This is a genomic window from Rhodopseudomonas sp. P1 (genome assembly GCF_039642825.1).
Classification (GTDB): Bacteria; Pseudomonadota; Alphaproteobacteria; order Rhizobiales; family Xanthobacteraceae; genus Rhodopseudomonas; species Rhodopseudomonas palustris_H.
In genome coordinates, this window is the sequence record NZ_CP088006.1 from 4984940 (window position 1) to 5002363 (window position 17424).

Genomic DNA, 17424 nt, shown 5'->3' on the forward strand with positions numbered 1-17424 from the left:
CGCGCCGATCCGCGATCAGTACGATTTCGCCAGGCCGAGCACCTTCTCGGCGATGAAGCTGAGCGCAAGCTGCGGGCTGACCGGCGCGATCCGCGGGATCATCACTTCGCGCAAATAACGTTCGACGTGATACTCCTTGGCGTAGCCGAAGCCGCCATGGGTCATCACCGCCTGCTCGCAGGCCTGAAAGCCCGCTTCGCCGGCCAGATACTTCGCCGCATTGGCTGCAGCGCCGCACGGCATGCCCTGGTCGTATTGCCACGCCGCCGACATCACCATCAGCCAGGCGGCCTCGAGCTCGACCCAGTTCTTCGCCAGCGGATGCTGGATCCCCTGGTTCTGGCCGATCGGGCGGTTGAACACGATCCGGCTCTTGGCGTACTCGGTGGCGCGCGACAGCGCACACTTGCCGAGCCCGACGGCCTCGGCGGCGATCAGCACGCGCTCGGGGTTCATGCCCTCGAGGATGTACTGGAAGCCCTTGCCCTCCTCGCCGATCTGGTCCTCGACCGGAATCTCGAAATCCTCGAAGAACAATTCGTTGGAGTCGACGATCTTGCGACCCATCTTCTCGATCTCATGCACCTTGATTTTGGTGCGATCGAAGTCGGCGTAGAACAGGCTGAGGCCGTGGGTCGGTGACTTCACCTCTTCGAGCGGCGTGGTGCGCGCCAGCAGCAGGATCTTGTTTGCGACTTGCGCGGTCGAGATCCACACCTTCTGGCCGTTGACGACGTAGCGGTCGCCCATCCGCACCGCGCGGGTCTTGAGCTGGGTGGTGTTGAGGCCGGTGTTCGGCTCGGTCACCGCGAAACACGCCTTGTCGCGGCCCTCGACCATCGGCGGCAGCATCCGCTGGCGCTGCTCCTCGGTGCCGAACACCACGACGGGGTTGAGGCCGAACACGTTGATATGCACCGCCGAGGCGCCCGACATGCCGGCACCGGATTCCGAGATCGCGCGCATCATGATCGCTGCCTCGGTGATACCGAGGCCGGAGCCGCCATAGGCCTCCGGCACACAGATGCCGAGCCAGCCGGCGTCGGCCAGCGCCTTGTGGAAGTCGTGCGGGAAGCCGCCCTCGCGATCCTTCTTCAGCCAATAGGCGTCGTCGAAGCCCTCGCAGATCTTGGCGATGGCATCGCGGATGGCTTCCTGCTGATCGGTGAGTGCGAAGTCCATGACTGGCTCTTTGTGTTGTTGTTACTTGGACGGACGAGCGGGCGTTGGATGAGGTTCTACGGCGCCATCTGCGACGGCAGCCACAGGATGATGCTCGGGAACGCCACCATTATGGCGATCGCGATCAGGTGAGCGATGAAGTGCGGGAAGGTGCCGTGGAACACTTCGGCGACCGGCCGCTTGGCGTAGCGCGCGACGATGAAGCAGTTCAGCCCGACCGGCGGCGTGATCATCCCCACTTCCGCGGTGACGATCTTGATCACCCCAAACCAGATCGGATCGAAGCCGAGCGACTTGATCAGCGGCATCACGATCGGCACCGTCAGCACCAGGATGGCGATCTGATCCATGAACGAGCCGAGCACGATGTAGCCGCACAGGATCAGCGTGATGATCACCCAGCGCGAGGTCTCCAGCGATCCGACCCAGGCGACAAGATCCTGGGTGACATGGGTGAGCGTGAAGAAGTAACCGAAGATCGAGGCACCGACCAGGATCGTCACGATCATGCAGGTGCCATAGCTGGCGCTGAGCAGCGCCTTGTACAGCGTCTTCGGCGTCACCTTGCGCTTGGAGATCGCCAGCACCAACGCACCGGCGGCACCGAGCGCCGAGGCCTCGGTCGGGGTGGCGACGCCGAGATAGATCGTGCCGGTGACCAGCGTGAACAACGCCAGCATCGGCCCGATCTGCCACAGCAGCGCGAAGCGCTCGCGCCACGGTACCGACGCCACCCGAGGCGCCCGTGACGGATCGAGCCAGACCAGGACGTAGATCGTCGCCATGATGGTCGCGGTGACCAGCGCGGCGGGAATGATGCCGCCAATCAAGAGCTGGCCGATGTTGACCTCGGCGAGCAGGCCGAAGATCACCAACGCCACGCTGGGCGGGATCAACATCGCCAGCGTGCCGGAGATCGCCACTACGCCGGCCGCCATCTTCGGCTCGTAACCCTGCTTGATCATCGCCGGCAGGCTGGTCGACGACAGCGTCGCCGCCGACGCGGTGCTGGTGCCGCAGATCGCGCCGAAGCCGGCGCCGGCGAGCGCCGTCGCCATGCCGAGGCCACCAGGGATGCGGCCGACCCAGGCCGAGGCGGTCTTGAACAACGCATCGGCGACGCCCGACAACAGCACGAGTTCGGCCGTCAGCAGAAACATCGGGATGGTGATCAGCTCATAGGACGACACCGTCGACAGCGGCGCGGTCTCGAGGATGCCGAACAGCGTGCCGGTGCCGCCGACCATCAGCAGGCCGACCGAGCCGGAGAACGCCATCGCGAAGCCGACCGGCGTGCCGATCGCGAGCAGGACGAACAGCAGGCCGAGAACGATCAAGGTTGTCATGTCGGCCGCCGCTATTCGAAGGACTTGGCTTCGCCGACCCCGACCAGAGGCGGCAACGGATAGAGATCTCGGCCGGTGACGAGGCTCGCCACATGGCCCGCGAGCATCAGCACGAGCCGCAGCACCAGCACGCCGCAGCCCAGCGGCACCAGCGCCGCCGAAATCCAGGTCGGCCACGGGATCGCGCCGGCGAGCACATCTTTCTGCTGGAAGTTGTCGAGCGCGCGGTCGAAGCCGACCTTGCACAGCAGCGCGAACACCAACAGGCCAGTCAGTGCGGTGATGATCTCGGCGAGGCGCCGCCCCGCGGGCGAGAACCGCGGCACCAGAATGTCGACGCCGACATGAACGTGCTCGCGGAGCGCGTCCGACAGCGTCAGGAAGAACACCCCGGCCATCAAATAGAGGCCGATCAGATCGTAGGTGAAGGAGAATGGACGGTTCAGCGCGTAGCGCATGAACACGTCCGCCACCACCAGCACCATGATCGCGAACATGAAGGTGACCGCGACCAACGTCAGCGCTCGTTCGAGCGCGGCGAGAGCGGCACTGGCTCGCTGCATCACGCGGTCTCCACGCGTTGTCTAAGGGGACGCTTACTTGCCGGCACCAGCGGCGAGCAGGCTCTGAAACTCTTCGAGCGCCTGCGTGCCCGGCTTACCGCGGGAGTCGATGCCGGCGGCCCATTCCTTGGCGACGCCCTTGAGCTTGTCCTTCATCTGCGCCTTGGTGGCGTCAGGGATCGGATCGAAGGTCACGCCTGCGTCGTTGAGCTGCTTGCGGGTCTGCTGCTGCTCCTTATCGACGTCGGCGCAGACCTTCGGCTCGATCGCCTCGGAAGCTTCTTCCATCGCCTTCTTGACGTCGTCGGGCAGCTTGGCCCAGGCCCGCTCGCTGATCGAATAAGCGACGATGAACGAGCCGAAGCTGACACCGTCGGTGGCGTGCTTGACCAGCTTGTCGAGGCCGTAGGACGCGATGCTGTCGGCCGGGAACAGCACGCCATCCATGGTGCCGCGCGCCAACGACTCATAGGCGTCCGGCGCCGCCATGCGCACCGGCACGGCACCAAGCGCGCGCAGGGTCAGGTCCTGCGCGCCGCCGGTCGAGCGCAGCTTGAGACCCTGGATCGTGTCCATCGCGTCGACCTTCTGCTTGACCGTGAACACCTGATACGGCGGCAGCACCACGGCCATCAGCAGCTTGATCTTGTTGGGCGCGTATTCCTGCTTGGCGAGCACGCCGTCACGGGCGCTCTTCCAATAGGCCATTGTGCCCTGACAGCTCGTCGTGAACGACTCCGGCAGCTGCGCGACTTCGGACAGCGGCATCTTGTCGGAGGCGTAGGACGGCGCGATGTAGCCGATGTCGACGACGCCCGACTGAGTCAGACGCAGCAGGTCCGTCGCCTTGCCCATCTGCTGGTTCGGATAATAGCTGAAGGTCACCGCGCCATTGGTGCGCTTGGTGACGTCGTCCATCCACGGCTTCAGCATCAGGCGGACCAGATAGTGCCCGGCGGGAAACGAGTCGGCGACCTTGAGTTCGAGCGCCTGAGCAGGCGCCAACGCCATCGTCACCGGCAGCGACAACGCCACCGCCCAAGCCACGCTTGTCCGCATCCGAAGTCCTCCCTGTATCCGTCCGCAGCAGCGGGCGGGGCGGCTTGTGCCGCTTTGATGGAGGTATCGTACATACAGGTGAATTTTTCAGTCAATATGATGGACAATGCATGGAGCTATGCGCCGCGCGAACAGCCAAATCGATTGACCAGGTCATTTTTTGAATTCTAGCTACACAGCTGTGAACTGAAGGATCGCGCGTTGGGACCTCTGACTGGCATTACGATACTCGACCTGACCTCGGTGCTGATGGGGCCCTATGCCACTCAGACGCTCGCCGACATGGGCGCGGACGTCATCAAGGTCGAGAGCCCGGAGGGCGACATCGTCCGCCATATCGGTCCCGGCCGCACGCCCGGCATGGGCGGGATGTTTCTCAACACCAATCGCGGCAAACGCAGCATCGTTATCGACCTCAAACAGGACGATGGCCGGCAGGCGCTGCTGCGGCTCGCCGCGCGGGCCAACGCGCTGATCTACAACGTGCGTCCGCAGGCGATGGCGCGGCTCGGCCTGAGCTACGAGCAGGTCGCCGCGGTCAATCCGGGCATCATCTATCTCGGCGCGTTCGGCTACGGCCAGGACGGCCCCTACGCCGCCAAGCCGGCCTATGACGATCTGATCCAGGGCGCGGCCGGCGTGCCGACGCTGCTCGCGGCGGCCGGCGACGGCACCCCGCGCTACGTGCCGATCACCATCGCCGATCGCATCGTCGGGCTGATGGCCGTCAACGCCATGCTCGGCGCACTGCTGCATCAGCAGCGCACCGGCGAAGGCCAGCGCATCGACGTCCCGATGTTCGAGTCGATGGCCTCATTCGTGCTGGTCGATCATCTCGGCGGACTGACGTATGAGCCGCCGCTCGACCATGGCGGCTACGCCCGCCTGCTGTCGCGCTCCCGCAAGCCGTACCGCACCAGCGACGGCTATCTGTGCGTGCTGATCTACAACGACAAGCAATGGCGCAGCTTCTTCGAGGCGATCGACCGCACCGATTTCCTGGCGCAGCCGCGCTTCGCCAACCATGCGGCGCGCACCCGGCACATCGACGAGATCTATGAGGAGATTGGCGCCATCTTCCAAACCCGCACCACCGCGGAATGGCGCGAACTTCTGGAGCGCGCCGACATTCCGGTGATGCCGATGCACAGCATGGAGTCGATCCTCGACGACCCGCATCTGCGCGCGGTCGGCTTCTTCGAGACCGTCGAGCACCCGGTCGAAGGGCGCGTACGCCAGATGAAAGTGCCGTCGACCTGGAGCGCGACACAGCCGGAGCCCGGCGCTCCGGCGCCGACGCTGGGCGGCAACGGCCGCGACATCCTCATCGAAGCAGGGTTCTCGGCGGCGGAGATCGACCGCCTGGGCCACAGCAAGGCGGTGCATCTGCCCGACTGACAACCGGCCTGCGGGCCCAATTCAATCACAGGGAGACGACGATCATGGCGGGGATGTACTTCGAGGAGTTCGAGGTCGGCCAGGAATTCAGGCATGCGCTGACGCGCACGGTGACCGAGATGGACAACACGATGTTCAGCCTGCTGACGCTGAACCCGCAGCCGCTGCACATCGACGCGCATTTTGCGGAGAAGACGGAATTCGGCCAGCGTATTTTCAACAGCCTGTACACGCTCGGCATCATGATCGGCATGACCGTCTATGATACGACGCTGGGCACGACCGTAGCTAATCTCGGCATGACCGACGTGACTTTCCCCAAGCCCGTGTTCCACGGTGATACGCTGCGCGCCACCACCAAAGTGCTGTCGAAACGCGAGTCGAAGTCGCGCCCGAACGCCGGCATCGTCGAGTTCGAACACCACGCGCTGAACCAGAACGACGAGATCGTCGGCAGGTGCCTGCGCACGGCGCTGATGCACAAGAGGCCGGCCTGATGCGTTCGATGCTGTTCGTGCCGGGCGACAGCCCGCGCAAATTCGAGAAGGCGTCACAAGGCGCCGCCGACGCGCTGATCATCGACCTCGAAGATTCTGTCGTCGCCGACAAGAAGGACGAGGCCCGCGGCCTGACCCGCACCATGCTGCAGGCGCCGCGCGGCCGGCAGAAGCTCTATGTTCGCGTCAACGCGCTCGACACCGGCCGCACGCTTGGTGACCTCGCTGCTGTGATGCCGGCGCGGCCCGACGGCATCGTGTTGCCGAAATCGCGCGGCGGTGACGACGTGCGCGACGTTGCGCTGTGGCTCGATGCGTTCGAAGCCGCCGCGGGTATCAAGCCTGGAGCGACCCGGATCGTCGTGGTCGCAACCGAGACCGCCGGCTCGATCTTCGGACTTGGCAGCTACAAGGACTGCTCGCCGCGGCTTGCCGGGCTGATGTGGGGCGCGGAAGACCTCGCCGCCTCGCTCGGCGCCACCGAAAACGGCTCGGGCGGCGTGTTTCACAGTCCGTACCGCCTCGCGCGCGACATGTGCCTGATGGGCGCGGCGGCGGCCGAGGTCACCGCGATCGACACCGTCTATACCGACATCGACAATCTCGCCGGGCTGGAAGCCGAAACCCGCGCCGCGCGGCGCGACGGCTTTGCCTGCAAGGCGCTGATCCACCCCAAGCATGTCGACATCGTCAACGCCGCCTTCGCCCCGACCGAGGCCGAACGGAGCTGGGCCGAAAAAGTGATTGCGGCGTTCGCCGACAATCCCGACGCCGGCACGCTGCGGCTCGACGGCAGGATGCTCGACAAGCCGCATCTGCGCGCCGCGCAGAAAATTCTCGGACTATGACAACCGCGGGTGGCCAGCCGGCCGCCCCGAGGGACCCTGATGATCGTTCGCCAAGCCGCAAATGTTCTGGACATCCTGGAATACTTCGCGCGCGTGAAGAAGCCAGCGACGCTGGCGGAAATCGCCGATCACTTCGGCTGGCCGCGCTCGTCGACCTTCAACCTACTGACCACGCTGGCCGAGAAGGGCTATCTGTACGAACCGCGGCCGCGCGCCGGCTACTATCCGACGCCGCGCTGGCTGGTCATGGCCCGGGAAGTCGCGGAGGTCGAGCCGCTGCCGGGGTGGACTCACGCGCTGATCGCGGCACTGTCGGCGGAGACCGGGGAGACGGTCGCGATCGCGGCGCCGGCCGGAGTGATGGCGGTGTTCATCGACGTCGTCGAATCCGCCGCTGCAATCCGCTACTTCGCCAAAGTCGGTCACCGCGTGCCGATCCATGCGACGTCGAGCGGCCGGGCGCTGCTGCTGCAATACGCCAAGGACGAGCGCGACTCGCTGTATCGCAAGATCGAATTCAAGCAATACAACCACACCACCCCGATCAGCATCGAGGCGGTCGAGGCCGAGCTGCGCATATCCATCGAGCGCGGCTATTGCCAGAGCTTTGCCGATTACAGCCGCGACCTCGCCGGGGTCGCCGTGCCGCTGCCGATCGGCGAGCGCCGACTGTCGGTGGTGGTCGCCGGTCCGGAATATCGCATCGGCGACAAGACCGCGGCGATTGCCGTCACACTGCAGCAGTTCGTCGAGCGGTTTCGCGCGCAGTAGTCATTCTGCGCCGCAGCCGACCAGCCCCGTCATTGCGAGGAGCGAAGCGACGAAGCAATCCAGAGGTAGCACGCGTGGCTTCTGGATTGCTTCGCTTCGCTCGCAATGACGAGGAGAGACCAGTGGGACCTGTCGGCAACCGGATCAGCGATCGAACACCGTGTTACGCTGGGCGTTGACCAGGATGAAGGTGGTCCGTTTCGGAATTTCCTTGAGATTCTCGGCGCCGATATAGGTCATCGCCGAGCGCAGGCCGCCGGCGATCTTTTCGACCGTGGCGCGCACCTCGCCGCGATACGGCACCTCGACGGTCTTGCCTTCGGCGGCCCGATAGTCGGCGACGCCGCCGTGATACTTGTTCATCGCGGTCTCCGACGACATGCCGTAGAACACCATGCTGGTCGGGGTCTTCTGCCCGTCCTGCTCGGCGTATTTCAGTTCACCGCCGCACTCGTCATGGCCGGCCAACATGCCGCCGAGCATGACGAAGTCCGCACCGCCGCCATAGGCCTTGGCGAGATCGCCGGGGACGACGCAGCCGCCGTCGGAGCAGACGTGGCCTTTCAGGCCGTGCGCCGCATCGGCGCATTCGATCACCGCCGAGAGCTGCGGATAGCCGACGCCGGTGAGATCGCGCGTGGTACACACCGAGCCGGAGCCGATGCCGACGCGGACGATGTCGGCGCCGGCGATCACCAGCGCTTCGGTCATCTCGGCGGTCACCACCGTGCCGGCCATGATGATCGCGTCCGGGTTCTCGTCGCGCAGCTTGGCCACCGCACGCACGAAGGCTTCGGTGTAGCCGTTGGCGACGTCGATGTTCAGCATCGGCACCTTGACCTTCGCCTTCACCGCGCCGAGCCGCTCCCAATCGGCCGAGCCGGTGCCGACGGTGACGAACACGTTGGCGTCCTCGTCGCCGGCGAGATAGTCGGCCAGCCGATCCGGATGATGGAACTTGTGCAGGGCGACCAGCGCGCCGAACGGCCTCAAGGCCTTCGCCATCTCCAGTGTGCCGATGGTGTCCATGTTGGAGGCGATCAGCGGAAAGCCTGTCCAGGCCCGGCTGGAATGGCGGAAGCGGAAGTCGCGCTTGATGTTGGCCTCGAACCGCGACGACAGCACCGAACGCTTGGGCCGGATCAGCACGTCGCGAAAGTCGAGCTTCGGGTTCAAATCGATGTGCACGCACGCCACTCCCGGTTTCATCGGCCGAACGCCGACCTTAAGAAGGAAACATTGCGCATTGGTTGGCGCACGGGAAGGGAGAACGGAATGCAAGTGGCGGTGATGGGGGCCGGCGCGGTCGGGTGCTATTTCGGCGGGCTGCTGGCGCTGGACGGCCATGACGTCACGCTGATCGGGCGGCCGAACCATGTCGCCGCGGTCGAAGCGAACGGTTTGCGGCTGGAGACCAAGACCGGCACGCAGATGATTCCGCTGAAAGCCGCCACCGAGCCGGCGGCGATCGCCCCGCCCGATCTGGTGCTATTCTGCGTCAAATCCGCCGATACCGAAGCCGCAGGCCGCGCGCTGCAGCCGCGGCTGAAGCCGGACAGCGTCATCCTCAGCCTGCAGAACGGTGTCGACAACGCAGCGAGACTGCAAGCCGCGATCGGCCATCCGGTGATCGCCTCGGTGGTGTATGTCGGCACCGAAATGGCCGGCCCGGGTCACGTCAAGCATCATGGCCGCGGCGAATTGCTGATCGGCGCCTCGGCGCAGAGCGATGCGATCGCGGCCGCGCTGACGGCGGCGAAGATCCCGACCACCGTGGCGCCCGACATCGATCAGGCGCTGTGGTCGAAGCTGATCCTGAACTGCGCCTACAACGCTCTGTCGGCGGTCGCCGACCTTCCCTACGGCGCGCTGCTGGCGATCGACGGCACCGAGCAGGTGGTCCGCAACGTGATCGACGAATGCATCGCGGTCGCCCGCGCCTGCGGCGTCAGGGTCCCCGACGATGTCCTCATCAAGACGCTGACGCTGCCCGGCGCGATGCCCAGCCAGAAATCATCCACTGCGCAGGATCTGGCGCGCGGCAAGCCGAGCGAGATCGACTTTCTCAACGGCACCGTCGCTCGCCTCGGCGCCGCGCACGGCGTGCCGACGCCGACCAATCTCGCACTCACCGTGATGGTCAAGCTAATCGAGAGCCGCCGCGGCATCGGCGCCTCGTGAGCTATGGCGTCAGCTTGATCCGGCAATTGTAGGCTTTGCGGAAGCCGGCGGCGCGGGCATCGTCCTCCGAGCAGAACCAGCGGTTCGGCTTGGTCAGACTGGCGTAGCTCGGGCAGCCCCGGATCTGATACACGCCGACATTGCCGGTGATGCGGGCGCGGCGCGCCAGCTTGCCCTTGATGGTGCAGCCCGGCAGCATCGCCGGCTGATCGGGAAACATCACGTCGATCAGCTCGGTATGTTTGTCCTCGCGGCATGCGGCGCCGCGCAGCGGGGCGTCCTTGTCCCAGCGGCGAAAGTCGTTCGGCGCGACGAAGCAGCCCTGCCAAAGCCCCTTGCGCTCGTCCTTGGCCTTGGTCTCGTCGCCGGCAAAGCGGTCCTTGCCGCCGGCAGCGGCGTTGAGAGCGAAGCCATCCTGCACCAGGCGGCGGCTAAGGCTGTCGCTCTCACCAGCGATCGCACAGGTGCCGAGCCGGCGGCCCTTGAACACCGGGTCCGGCCCGAGATCGCGGCAGGTGACGCTGCGACCGCCGATCAGCTTGACCAGCGCATCGCGGGCTTCGAGGCCGCATGCCGACGGATCGGCGAACTGGTTGACGCAGCGCTGATCGAGCTCGGGTGCATCGACACCTTCGAGCCGGAAGACCTTCTCGCCGAGCTGCAAGGTGTCTCCGTCCTTCACCACCGCTTCCGCCGCTAAGGCCGGCGCCGCCAGCAAGAGTCCCAGCACCATTACGATCAGTCGACGCATTCCCGAACCCTCGTCCCGTCTGCCGGCCGCTCCGGCCGGACACAGTCATACCAGCCGTGCGCCGAAATGGTAGTCGTGCAGCACCGGACGGCTTTGCGGCTTCGCAAGCGCTTGCTAGAACCAATTCATGTCCGACCAATCGATCCCCGATCCGGTAATGTCGTTCGACGACAAAGCGCGGATGATTCAGAACCGCCGCTCGATCCACGGCGCCATCATCGGCTTGCAGCTCGACAGCTACGCGCCCGCGGAGGCGTGGAGCAGCCTGCCCTATCACCCGGTATTCGTCGGCGACATCTCGACCGGCGTGATCCATGGCGGCGTCGTCACCGCGATGCTCGACGAGAGCTGCGGCATGGCGGTGCAGCTCGCGCTGCCCGGCACCACCGCGATCGCCACGCTCGACCTGCGGATCGATTACTTGCGGCCGGCGACGCCCGGACAGGTGATGCGGGCCCATGCGCACTGCTATCACCTCACCCGTTCGATCGCGTTCGTTCGCGCCACCGCCTATCAGGACGCCGAGGACGTTCCGATCGCCACCGCAACCGCGATGTTCATGGTCGGCGCCAATCGCACCGATATGCTGCGGCAGACGCCGAAGGTGACGCTCGACTCCGCACCCGCGCTGGTGGCGCCCGACGATCCGGACGGCGGGCCGCTGGCGATCAGCCCGTATCCGCGCTTCCTCGGCATCCGCGTCGATGGCGATGCCCAGGCGATCATGCCGTATGATCCGAAGCTGGTCGGCAATCCGATCCTGCCGGCGCTGCATGGCGGCGTGATCGGCGCCTTCCTGGAGACCGCGGCGATCGTCAGCGTGCGCCGTGAAGTCGGCCTCGCCACCGCGCCGAAGCCGATCGGGCTGACGGTGAACTATCTGCGCTCGGGCCGGCCGCTCGACACCTTCGCCAAGGTCTCGATCGTCAAGCAGGGCCGCCGCGTGGTTGCGTTCGAAGCGCAGGCCTATCAGCGCGATCCGGCCGAACCGATCGCGTCGTGCTACGGCCACTTCAAGTTGCGCTCCGGCGCGTCGGAGTAAACCGCCGCCATCGCAGGCCTTATTCGCCGCTGTCCTGTGGCGATTAAGCGGCGATTCACCACACTCTGGCCGGCGGAACTGGTTTCACGCTGGATTCAGCATTGTGGGAATAGGTATCGCGCTGTCGCAACAGGCGCTGGTCGCCTGACGCGGCACACTGCTGCGAGATCGACACCTCTGATGACCGCGAACAGCAAGATCGCGAACGCCGTCTACATCGAATTCGTTCGGTTGCTGTACACCGCGCGCTGGCCGATCGTGGTGGTGGGCTGGGCGATGCTGACCACCGGGCTCGCGGTCGCCTGGCAGACCCGCGATGTGGTGATGGCGGTGATCGGGCTCACCGGCATGGCGGTGACGCTGGGACGACTCGCGTTGTGTTTCGCGTTCGACCACGCGGTCGCAAAGCGTCCGCTCGATGTCGAAACCGCAAAACAATGGGAGCGCCGGCTCGCGGTCGGCGTGATCTCCACCGGCGTCTGCGTCGGTGCCTTCGCGGTGCGCTGCTTCCTGCTGCCAGATCTCGCCGCGCACATGATCGCCGGCGGTCTGGTGTTCGGCTATTGCGCCGGCACCACTACGCGGTTCTCGATCCGGCCGTGGATCGTGCAGGCCTCGCTGGTGGTCTCAGTCACACCGGCAGTCGCGGCAGCGCTGTGGAATTTCGACCTGCTGCACGTGGCTCAGGCGCTGCTGTTCGTGATCTTCGCGTTGGGCGGCCTCGAACTGATCGACTACATCCACGCCACCACCGCCGAGCAACTGACGCTGCGCGCCGAAGCGACGCGACTGGCGCGAGCCGACGCGCTGACCAATCTGCCGAACCGTCGGCATCTGGTCGAACACTTCAACGAACTCGCCAAGCGGCTGGCCCGCCACGGCGAAGGCTTCGCGGTGATCAGCCTCGATCTCGATTTCTTTAAAGAGGCCAACGACCGCTTTGGCCATGCGGCCGGCGACGAGATTCTGCGCACCGTCGCCGGGCGGATGACCGAACTCTTGGACGACGAGGACCTTGCGGCGCGGATCGGCGGCGACGAATTTGTCGTGGTGCAGGCCAACGTCTCGGATACGGCAGCAGCCGATGACCTCGGCCGGCGGATCGTCGCGGCGCTATCGGAGCCCTATGCGATCGCCGGCGAAGCCGTGATGCTCGGCGCCAGCTTCGGCTGCGCGCTGGCGCCGGCCGATGGCGTCACACTGGACGAATTGCTGCGCAAGGCCGACGAGGCGCTGTATGCGGTGAAGCGCAACCGGCCCGGCCGAGTGCGCGAGGCCGCTTCCTGGACCGACCATGCACCGCTGGTGCCGGAGATCGGCATCCTACCGGAGCACGACCAGACCACCTCTGCAACGCGGCCGATCAACGCCGACGCCGGCTGATCAGCGCCCACCATCGGCAAGCCGCCAGACATGGCGGGCGATCATCAGATCTTCATCGGTCGGGATCGCCCAGGCCGACACCTTGCTGTCCGGCGCGCTGATCCGCCCCGCCCCCGACAGGTTCGTATTCAGGTCCGGATCGAGGCTCACACCGAGCCATGCCGCCTGCTCGCAGACGCGGCGCCGGATCTCCGAGGCGTGTTCGCCGATGCCGCCGGTGAACACCAGCGCGTCGAGCCCGCCGAGTGCGGCGGCGAGCGAGCCGAGCTCACGGGAAATGCGATAGACGAACAATTCAATCGCCTCGCAGGCGCGCGGATCGTCGCTCGCCAGCAGCGTGCGCATATCGTCGCTGATGCCCGACACGCCGAGCAATCCCGACTCGCGATACAGCAGATCCTCGATCTCGCGCGGCGTCATGCTCTTCTCTTCGAGCAGATACAGCACCACGCCCGGATCGAGCTCGCCGCAACGGCTACCCATCATCAGGCCGTCAAGCGCGGTGAAACCCATCGTGGTGGCGATGCTGCGGCATCTCAGCATCGCGCACATGCTGGCGCCGGCGCCGAGATGCGCCACCACAACCCGGCCATCGGCGACCGCCTGTCCGGCGACGTCCGGCAGCCGGCCGGCGATATACTCATAAGACAGCCCGTGAAAGCCGTAGCGGCGGACGCCCTGTTCGGTCAGCTCGCGGGGCAGTGCGAAGGCCGTGGCGACCTCCGGCAAGCGATGATGAAACGCGGTGTCGAAACATGCGATCTGGGTCAGCGACGGATGCAGCTTGGCCAGGGCCTCGATCGCCGAGACGTTGTGCGGCTGATGCAGCGGCGCCAGCCTGTCGAACGCGCGAAGCTGGGCAATCACCTCTGGCGTCACATCCACCGGTCCGTCGAACAGCGCGCCGCCATGGACCACACGGTGACCGACCGCGCTCAGACGATGCTCGGGAAACGTCGTTTCGATCCAACCGATCAGCACCGCCATCGCGTCGTCGTGGCTGCTGCCCTCGGGCAGATAGGTGTCGTAGCGGGTCGAGCCGTCGCTGTTCACCACCTTGAAATGCGGCCGGTGACCGAGGCTGCCGATGCCGCCTTCGCAGATCAGGTGATCGGCGGTCGGTTCGGTATGCGCTTCATAAAGCGCAAATTTGATACTCGAAGACCCCGCATTGAGGACCAGCAGCACATCGCTCATGCGGCACCTCCGGAAAGGCGCAGCGGCGCGGCGGTGGTGTGGCGGGCGAGCAGCAGCGCGATCGCACAGGAGCCGAGCCGCGCCAGCGTCTTGTCGGCGCGGCTCGTCAGGATGATCGGCACCCGCGCACCGAGCACGATCCCGGCAACGCGGGCGTGGGCCAGATACTCGAGCTGCTTGGCCAGCATATTGCCGGCCTCGAGGTCCGGCACCACGAAGATGTCGGCGCGCCCTGCCACCGGCGAGACGATGCCCTTGGTCTTGGCAGCCTCTTCCGACACCGCATTGTCGAAGGCCAGCGGCCCATCCAGGATACCGCCTTTGATCTGGCCGCGTTCGGCCATCTTGCACAATGCGGCCGCATCGAGCGTCGAACGGATGCTCTCGGTGACGGTTTCGACCGCTGACAGGATCGCCACCCGCGGCTCGGCGATGCCCAGCGCATGCGCCAGATCGATCGCGTTCTGGATGATGTCGCGCTTGTCGGCGAGCGTCGGATAGATGTTGATCGCGGCGTCGGTGACCAGCAGCGCGCGGGGATAGTCCGGCGCGTCGATCGCATAGACGTGGCTGATGCGACGTGCGGTGCGGAGACCGCGGGCACGATCGACCACCGCGTGCATCAGCTCGTCGGTGTGCAGCGCGCCCTTCATCACCGCCTCGACCTCGCCGGCCCGCGCCATCGCCACCCCGGCTTCGGCAGCAGCCGCACTGTGCTCGACCGCGACGATCTCATAACCGGCAAGATCCACCGCGGCCTGGGCGGCGGCGGCGCGGATCTTGGCTTCCGGTCCGACCAGCACCGGCACGATCAGCCCCTCGCGCGCCGCCTCGACAGCGCCGAGCAGCGAGGCGGAATCCACCGGATGCACCACCGCGGTTCGGATCGGCTGCAGCCCGCGTGTCATTTCGATCAGCCGCTCGTAGCGCTGAGCGGTGCGATTGAGATCGATTTCCGGCAACAGCACCCGCGGCCGCGAAATCTTCTCGACCGGCGCGATCACTTCGGCGAGGCCGGTGATCACCTCTTCGCCGCGCTGATTGGTGGCGCGGCAATCCAGCAGCAGGCGTTTCTTGGCCGCGTTTTTCTCTTTAACCGTGACCGTGACGGTCACCGTGTCGCCGAGCAGCACGGGCCTTGCGAACCGCAGCGATTGATCGAGATAGATCGTGCCCGGTCCGGGCAACTGCGTGCCGAGCAGGGTCGAGATCAGCGCCCCGCCCCACATGCCGTGCGCCACCACCTGATGAAACATGTCGCTCTTGGCGAAAGCCGCGTCGACATGCATCGGATTGACGTCACCGGACATCACCGCGAACACCTCGATGTCGCGATAGGTCAGCGTCCGAACCAGACTGGCGGTGTCACCGACTTCGATCTCATCGAAGGTACGGTTTTGGATCTGCTCCATCATGTTTCTCCAGCCAGCTCCGATCAGCCGATCACATGATAGCCGGCGTCGATGTATTCGATATTGCCGGTGAGCGACCGCGCGCTGTCACCGACCAGAAAAGCGGCAACCGCGCCGACATCCTCGATGCTGACGAGCTGATGCGCCGGCAGCCGGGCGCGGGTGCGCTCCAGCAGTTCGTCGAACCGCGCGATGCCCGACGCGGCCCGTGTCATCAGGGGCCCCGGCGACAGCGCATGAACGCGGATTTTCTTCGGCGCCAGTTCGGCCGCCATGTAGCGCACCGAGCTTTCCAGCGCCGCCTTCACCGGACCCATCAGGTTGTAGTCTTCGACCACCTTCTCCGAGCCGTAGAACGACACCGTGAGCAGGCAGCCGCCGTCCGGCATCAGCGGCTCGGCGAGCTTGGCCATGCGGATGAACGAATGACACGACACGTCCATCGCCATCGCGAAGCCAGCCTGCGAGCAATCGACCACGCGGCCGTGGAGGTCTTCCTTCGGCGCGAACGCGATCGAATGCAGCAGGAAGTCCAGACGGCCCCATTGCTGGGAGATCCGTTCGAACACAGCCTCGAGTTGACCCGGCTCGCGCACGTCGCATGGCACCACGATCGGACAGCCGAGCTGTTCAGCGAGCGGGACCACGTGAGGCGCGGCCTTGTCGTTGAGATACGTGACGGCGAGTTCGGCGCCGGCGTCGCGAAACGCGCGCGCGCAACCGAATGCGATGCTCTGATCGTTGGCGATGCCGACGACCAGACCCTTCTTACCTTGCAAGTTCATTTGCTCTCCGTAACCTCAGCACCGTGTCATCACCATGACAGGTGCATGCGACCAACCGCCGAGCGCGGCTGGCACGTCACCGCTCACTTCAGCAATTGCTGGCGCATCCGTAATAGCTCTTTGCGCCGGGCGGGCGTGGTCTCCGGATAGCTCATTTTGAGGGATTCCATGGTCTCGACGATCACCTGCGAGACGATCAGTCGCGCATTCTCCTTGTCGTCGGCCGGAACGGCGTACCACGGCGAGTCATCACAGGAGGTCTCGCTGAGGCACTTCTCGTAGGCGTCCATATAGTCGTCCCAGTACTGGCGCTCTTCGAGGTCGGCGGCGCTGAACTTCCAGTTCTTCTCCGGCTCGTCAATTCGCGCCAGGAAACGCTTGCATTGCTCCTCCTTCGACAGATGCAGAAAGAATTTGACGATCCTGGTGCCGTTGGCGTGCAGATGTTCCTCCAGATTGCGGATCGATCGGTAGCGTTTGTGCCAGAATGATTTGCCGAAATTATCGCCATTCGGCACCTGCTCGCTCTGCAGGATGTCCGGGTGAACCCGGACGATCAGCACCTCCTCGTAGTAGGACCGATTGAAGATGCCGATCCGGCCACGCTCCGGCAGGTCGCGGGTGGTCCTCCACAGAAAATCGTGCTGCAGCTCGGTCGCGCTCGGGTGCTTGAAGCTGAACACCTGGCAGCCCTGCGGATTGACCCCGGACATCACGTGCCGGATCACCCCATCCTTGCCGGCGGCGTCCATCGCCTGGAAGATCAGCAGCACGGCGTGGCGGTTGCTGGCGTAGAGCAGCTGCTGCAGGTCGCTCAGCCGTTCGACCTGGGCGCGGAGCAATTCGTGATAGTGCTCCTTGGATTCGTAGAACGGATCGACCTTGGTGGGCCATTTGCCGAGGTCGACTTTCTCGCCCTCCTCGACCCGGAATTGCTTGGTCTTGATCTTCATTCCCGTCCTCTCGACGTCCTGAACCCGGGATCCGGCCGGCCGCCGCCCCGGCGGTC

17 protein-coding genes are annotated in these 17424 nt (G+C 65.5%); 7 read left to right on the forward strand and 10 right to left on the reverse strand.

Annotated features, from left to right (window positions below):
* Positions 1-15: 15 nt before the first annotated feature.
* From LRC39_RS23065 to dctP, 4 genes are read right to left on the reverse strand one after another with little or no spacing between them, the layout of a single operon-like run.
* Positions 16-1182: an acyl-CoA dehydrogenase family protein gene (locus LRC39_RS23065; protein ID WP_346295762.1), complete on the reverse strand. Its 1167-nt coding sequence runs from the start codon at positions 1180-1182 to the stop codon at positions 16-18.
* A 56-nt stretch (positions 1183-1238) separates the two neighbouring features.
* Positions 1239-2528 carry a TRAP transporter large permease gene (locus LRC39_RS23070; protein WP_346295763.1) on the reverse strand — a complete coding sequence of 430 codons (1290 nt, stop codon included), beginning with the start codon at positions 2526-2528 and terminating at the stop codon, positions 1239-1241.
* An 11-nt stretch (positions 2529-2539) separates the two neighbouring features.
* Complete coding sequence (locus LRC39_RS23075) at positions 2540-3091, reverse strand: TRAP transporter small permease (RefSeq protein WP_346295764.1); 552 nt, start codon at positions 3089-3091, stop codon at positions 2540-2542.
* 33 nt (positions 3092-3124) lie between these two features.
* A complete protein-coding gene (gene dctP / locus LRC39_RS23080) occupies positions 3125-4150 on the reverse strand; it encodes a TRAP transporter substrate-binding protein DctP (RefSeq protein ID WP_346295765.1) in 1026 nt (341 codons plus the stop codon).
* Positions 4151-4351: 201 nt separating this feature from the next.
* Between dctP and LRC39_RS23085 the strand changes: the two genes are divergently transcribed.
* The 4 genes from LRC39_RS23085 to LRC39_RS23100 are packed head-to-tail and all read left to right on the forward strand — an operon-like array spanning position 4352 to position 7664.
* Positions 4352-5548, forward strand: coding sequence for a CaiB/BaiF CoA transferase family protein (locus LRC39_RS23085; RefSeq protein ID WP_346295766.1), 1197 nt, complete (start codon positions 4352-4354; stop codon positions 5546-5548).
* A gap of 8 nt (positions 5549-5556) precedes the next feature.
* The gene (locus LRC39_RS23090) at positions 5557-6045 is read left to right on the forward strand and encodes a MaoC family dehydratase (protein WP_346297545.1); all 489 of its coding nucleotides are present in this window, start codon (positions 5557-5559) and stop codon (positions 6043-6045) included.
* Positions 6045-6893, forward strand: a complete 849-nt coding sequence (locus tag LRC39_RS23095; RefSeq protein WP_346295767.1) for an HpcH/HpaI aldolase/citrate lyase family protein — start codon at positions 6045-6047, stop codon at positions 6891-6893. Before LRC39_RS23090 ends, LRC39_RS23095 begins: the two co-directional genes overlap by 1 nt.
* A 39-nt stretch (positions 6894-6932) precedes the next feature.
* Positions 6933-7664 carry an IclR family transcriptional regulator gene (locus tag LRC39_RS23100; protein WP_263989812.1) on the forward strand — a complete coding sequence of 244 codons (732 nt, stop codon included), beginning with the start codon at positions 6933-6935 and terminating at the stop codon, positions 7662-7664.
* A gap of 144 nt (positions 7665-7808) precedes the next feature.
* On the opposite strand, the gene LRC39_RS23105 is transcribed toward LRC39_RS23100, so the two are convergent.
* The gene (locus tag LRC39_RS23105) at positions 7809-8852 is read right to left on the reverse strand and encodes a GMP reductase (protein WP_346295768.1); all 1044 of its coding nucleotides are present in this window, start codon (positions 8850-8852) and stop codon (positions 7809-7811) included.
* Between the two features lie 87 nt (positions 8853-8939).
* On the opposite strand from LRC39_RS23105, the gene LRC39_RS23110 reads away from it, so the two are divergent.
* The gene (locus LRC39_RS23110; protein WP_346295769.1) at positions 8940-9845 is read left to right on the forward strand and encodes a ketopantoate reductase family protein; all 906 of its coding nucleotides are present in this window, start codon (positions 8940-8942) and stop codon (positions 9843-9845) included.
* Between the two features lies 1 nt (position 9846).
* On the opposite strand, the gene LRC39_RS23115 is transcribed toward LRC39_RS23110, so the two are convergent.
* Positions 9847-10596, reverse strand: a complete 750-nt coding sequence (locus LRC39_RS23115; RefSeq protein WP_346295770.1) for a thermonuclease family protein — start codon at positions 10594-10596, stop codon at positions 9847-9849.
* A 127-nt stretch (positions 10597-10723) separates the two neighbouring features.
* Between LRC39_RS23115 and LRC39_RS23120 the strand changes: the two genes are divergently transcribed.
* Complete coding sequence (locus tag LRC39_RS23120) at positions 10724-11638, forward strand: PaaI family thioesterase (RefSeq protein ID WP_346295771.1); 915 nt, start codon at positions 10724-10726, stop codon at positions 11636-11638.
* A gap of 180 nt (positions 11639-11818) precedes the next feature.
* Positions 11819-13021, forward strand: a complete 1203-nt coding sequence (locus tag LRC39_RS23125) for a GGDEF domain-containing protein (RefSeq protein ID WP_346295772.1) — start codon at positions 11819-11821, stop codon at positions 13019-13021.
* Here LRC39_RS23125 and LRC39_RS23130 read toward each other — a convergent pair whose 3' ends face one another.
* The 4 genes from LRC39_RS23130 to LRC39_RS23145 all read right to left on the reverse strand — a co-directional run bounded on the left by LRC39_RS23130 (position 13022) and on the right by LRC39_RS23145 (position 17368).
* Positions 13022-14218, reverse strand: coding sequence for an acetate/propionate family kinase (locus LRC39_RS23130; protein ID WP_346295773.1), 1197 nt, complete (start codon positions 14216-14218; stop codon positions 13022-13024).
* Positions 14215-15630, reverse strand: a complete 1416-nt coding sequence (locus LRC39_RS23135) for a bifunctional enoyl-CoA hydratase/phosphate acetyltransferase (RefSeq protein WP_346295774.1) — start codon at positions 15628-15630, stop codon at positions 14215-14217. The genes LRC39_RS23130 and LRC39_RS23135 overlap by 4 nt, the downstream gene beginning before the upstream one ends.
* A gap of 23 nt (positions 15631-15653) precedes the next feature.
* A complete protein-coding gene (fabI, locus tag LRC39_RS23140) occupies positions 15654-16415 on the reverse strand; it encodes an enoyl-ACP reductase FabI (RefSeq protein WP_107357054.1) in 762 nt (253 codons plus the stop codon).
* Between the two features lie 83 nt (positions 16416-16498).
* Positions 16499-17368: an ADP-polyphosphate phosphotransferase gene (locus LRC39_RS23145; protein ID WP_346295775.1), complete on the reverse strand. Its 870-nt coding sequence runs from the start codon at positions 17366-17368 to the stop codon at positions 16499-16501.
* Between the last annotated feature and the right edge of the window lie 56 nt (positions 17369-17424).

Coding starts and splice junctions, on each gene's coding strand:
- LRC39_RS23065 (WP_346295762.1), bottom strand. CDS start 1,182: ATGGACTTCGCACTCACCGATCAGCAGGAAGCCATCCGCGATGCCATC.
- LRC39_RS23070 (WP_346295763.1), bottom strand. CDS start 2,528: ATGACAACCTTGATCGTTCTCGGCCTGCTGTTCGTCCTGCTCGCGATC.
- LRC39_RS23075 (WP_346295764.1), bottom strand. CDS start 3,091: ATGCAGCGAGCCAGTGCCGCTCTCGCCGCGCTCGAACGAGCGCTGACG.
- dctP (WP_346295765.1), bottom strand. CDS start 4,150: ATGCGGACAAGCGTGGCTTGGGCGGTGGCGTTGTCGCTGCCGGTGACG.
- LRC39_RS23095 (WP_346295767.1), top strand. CDS start 6,045: ATGCGTTCGATGCTGTTCGTGCCGGGCGACAGCCCGCGCAAATTCGAG.
- LRC39_RS23100 (WP_263989812.1), top strand. CDS start 6,933: ATGATCGTTCGCCAAGCCGCAAATGTTCTGGACATCCTGGAATACTTC.
- LRC39_RS23110 (WP_346295769.1), top strand. CDS start 8,940: ATGCAAGTGGCGGTGATGGGGGCCGGCGCGGTCGGGTGCTATTTCGGC.
- LRC39_RS23115 (WP_346295770.1), bottom strand. CDS start 10,596: ATGCGTCGACTGATCGTAATGGTGCTGGGACTCTTGCTGGCGGCGCCG.
- LRC39_RS23120 (WP_346295771.1), top strand. CDS start 10,724: ATGTCCGACCAATCGATCCCCGATCCGGTAATGTCGTTCGACGACAAA.
- LRC39_RS23125 (WP_346295772.1), top strand. CDS start 11,819: ATGACCGCGAACAGCAAGATCGCGAACGCCGTCTACATCGAATTCGTT.
- LRC39_RS23130 (WP_346295773.1), bottom strand. CDS start 14,218: ATGAGCGATGTGCTGCTGGTCCTCAATGCGGGGTCTTCGAGTATCAAA.
- LRC39_RS23135 (WP_346295774.1), bottom strand. CDS start 15,630: ATGGAGCAGATCCAAAACCGTACCTTCGATGAGATCGAAGTCGGTGAC.
- fabI (WP_107357054.1), bottom strand. CDS start 16,415: ATGAACTTGCAAGGTAAGAAGGGTCTGGTCGTCGGCATCGCCAACGAT.
- LRC39_RS23145 (WP_346295775.1), bottom strand. CDS start 17,368: ATGAAGATCAAGACCAAGCAATTCCGGGTCGAGGAGGGCGAGAAAGTC.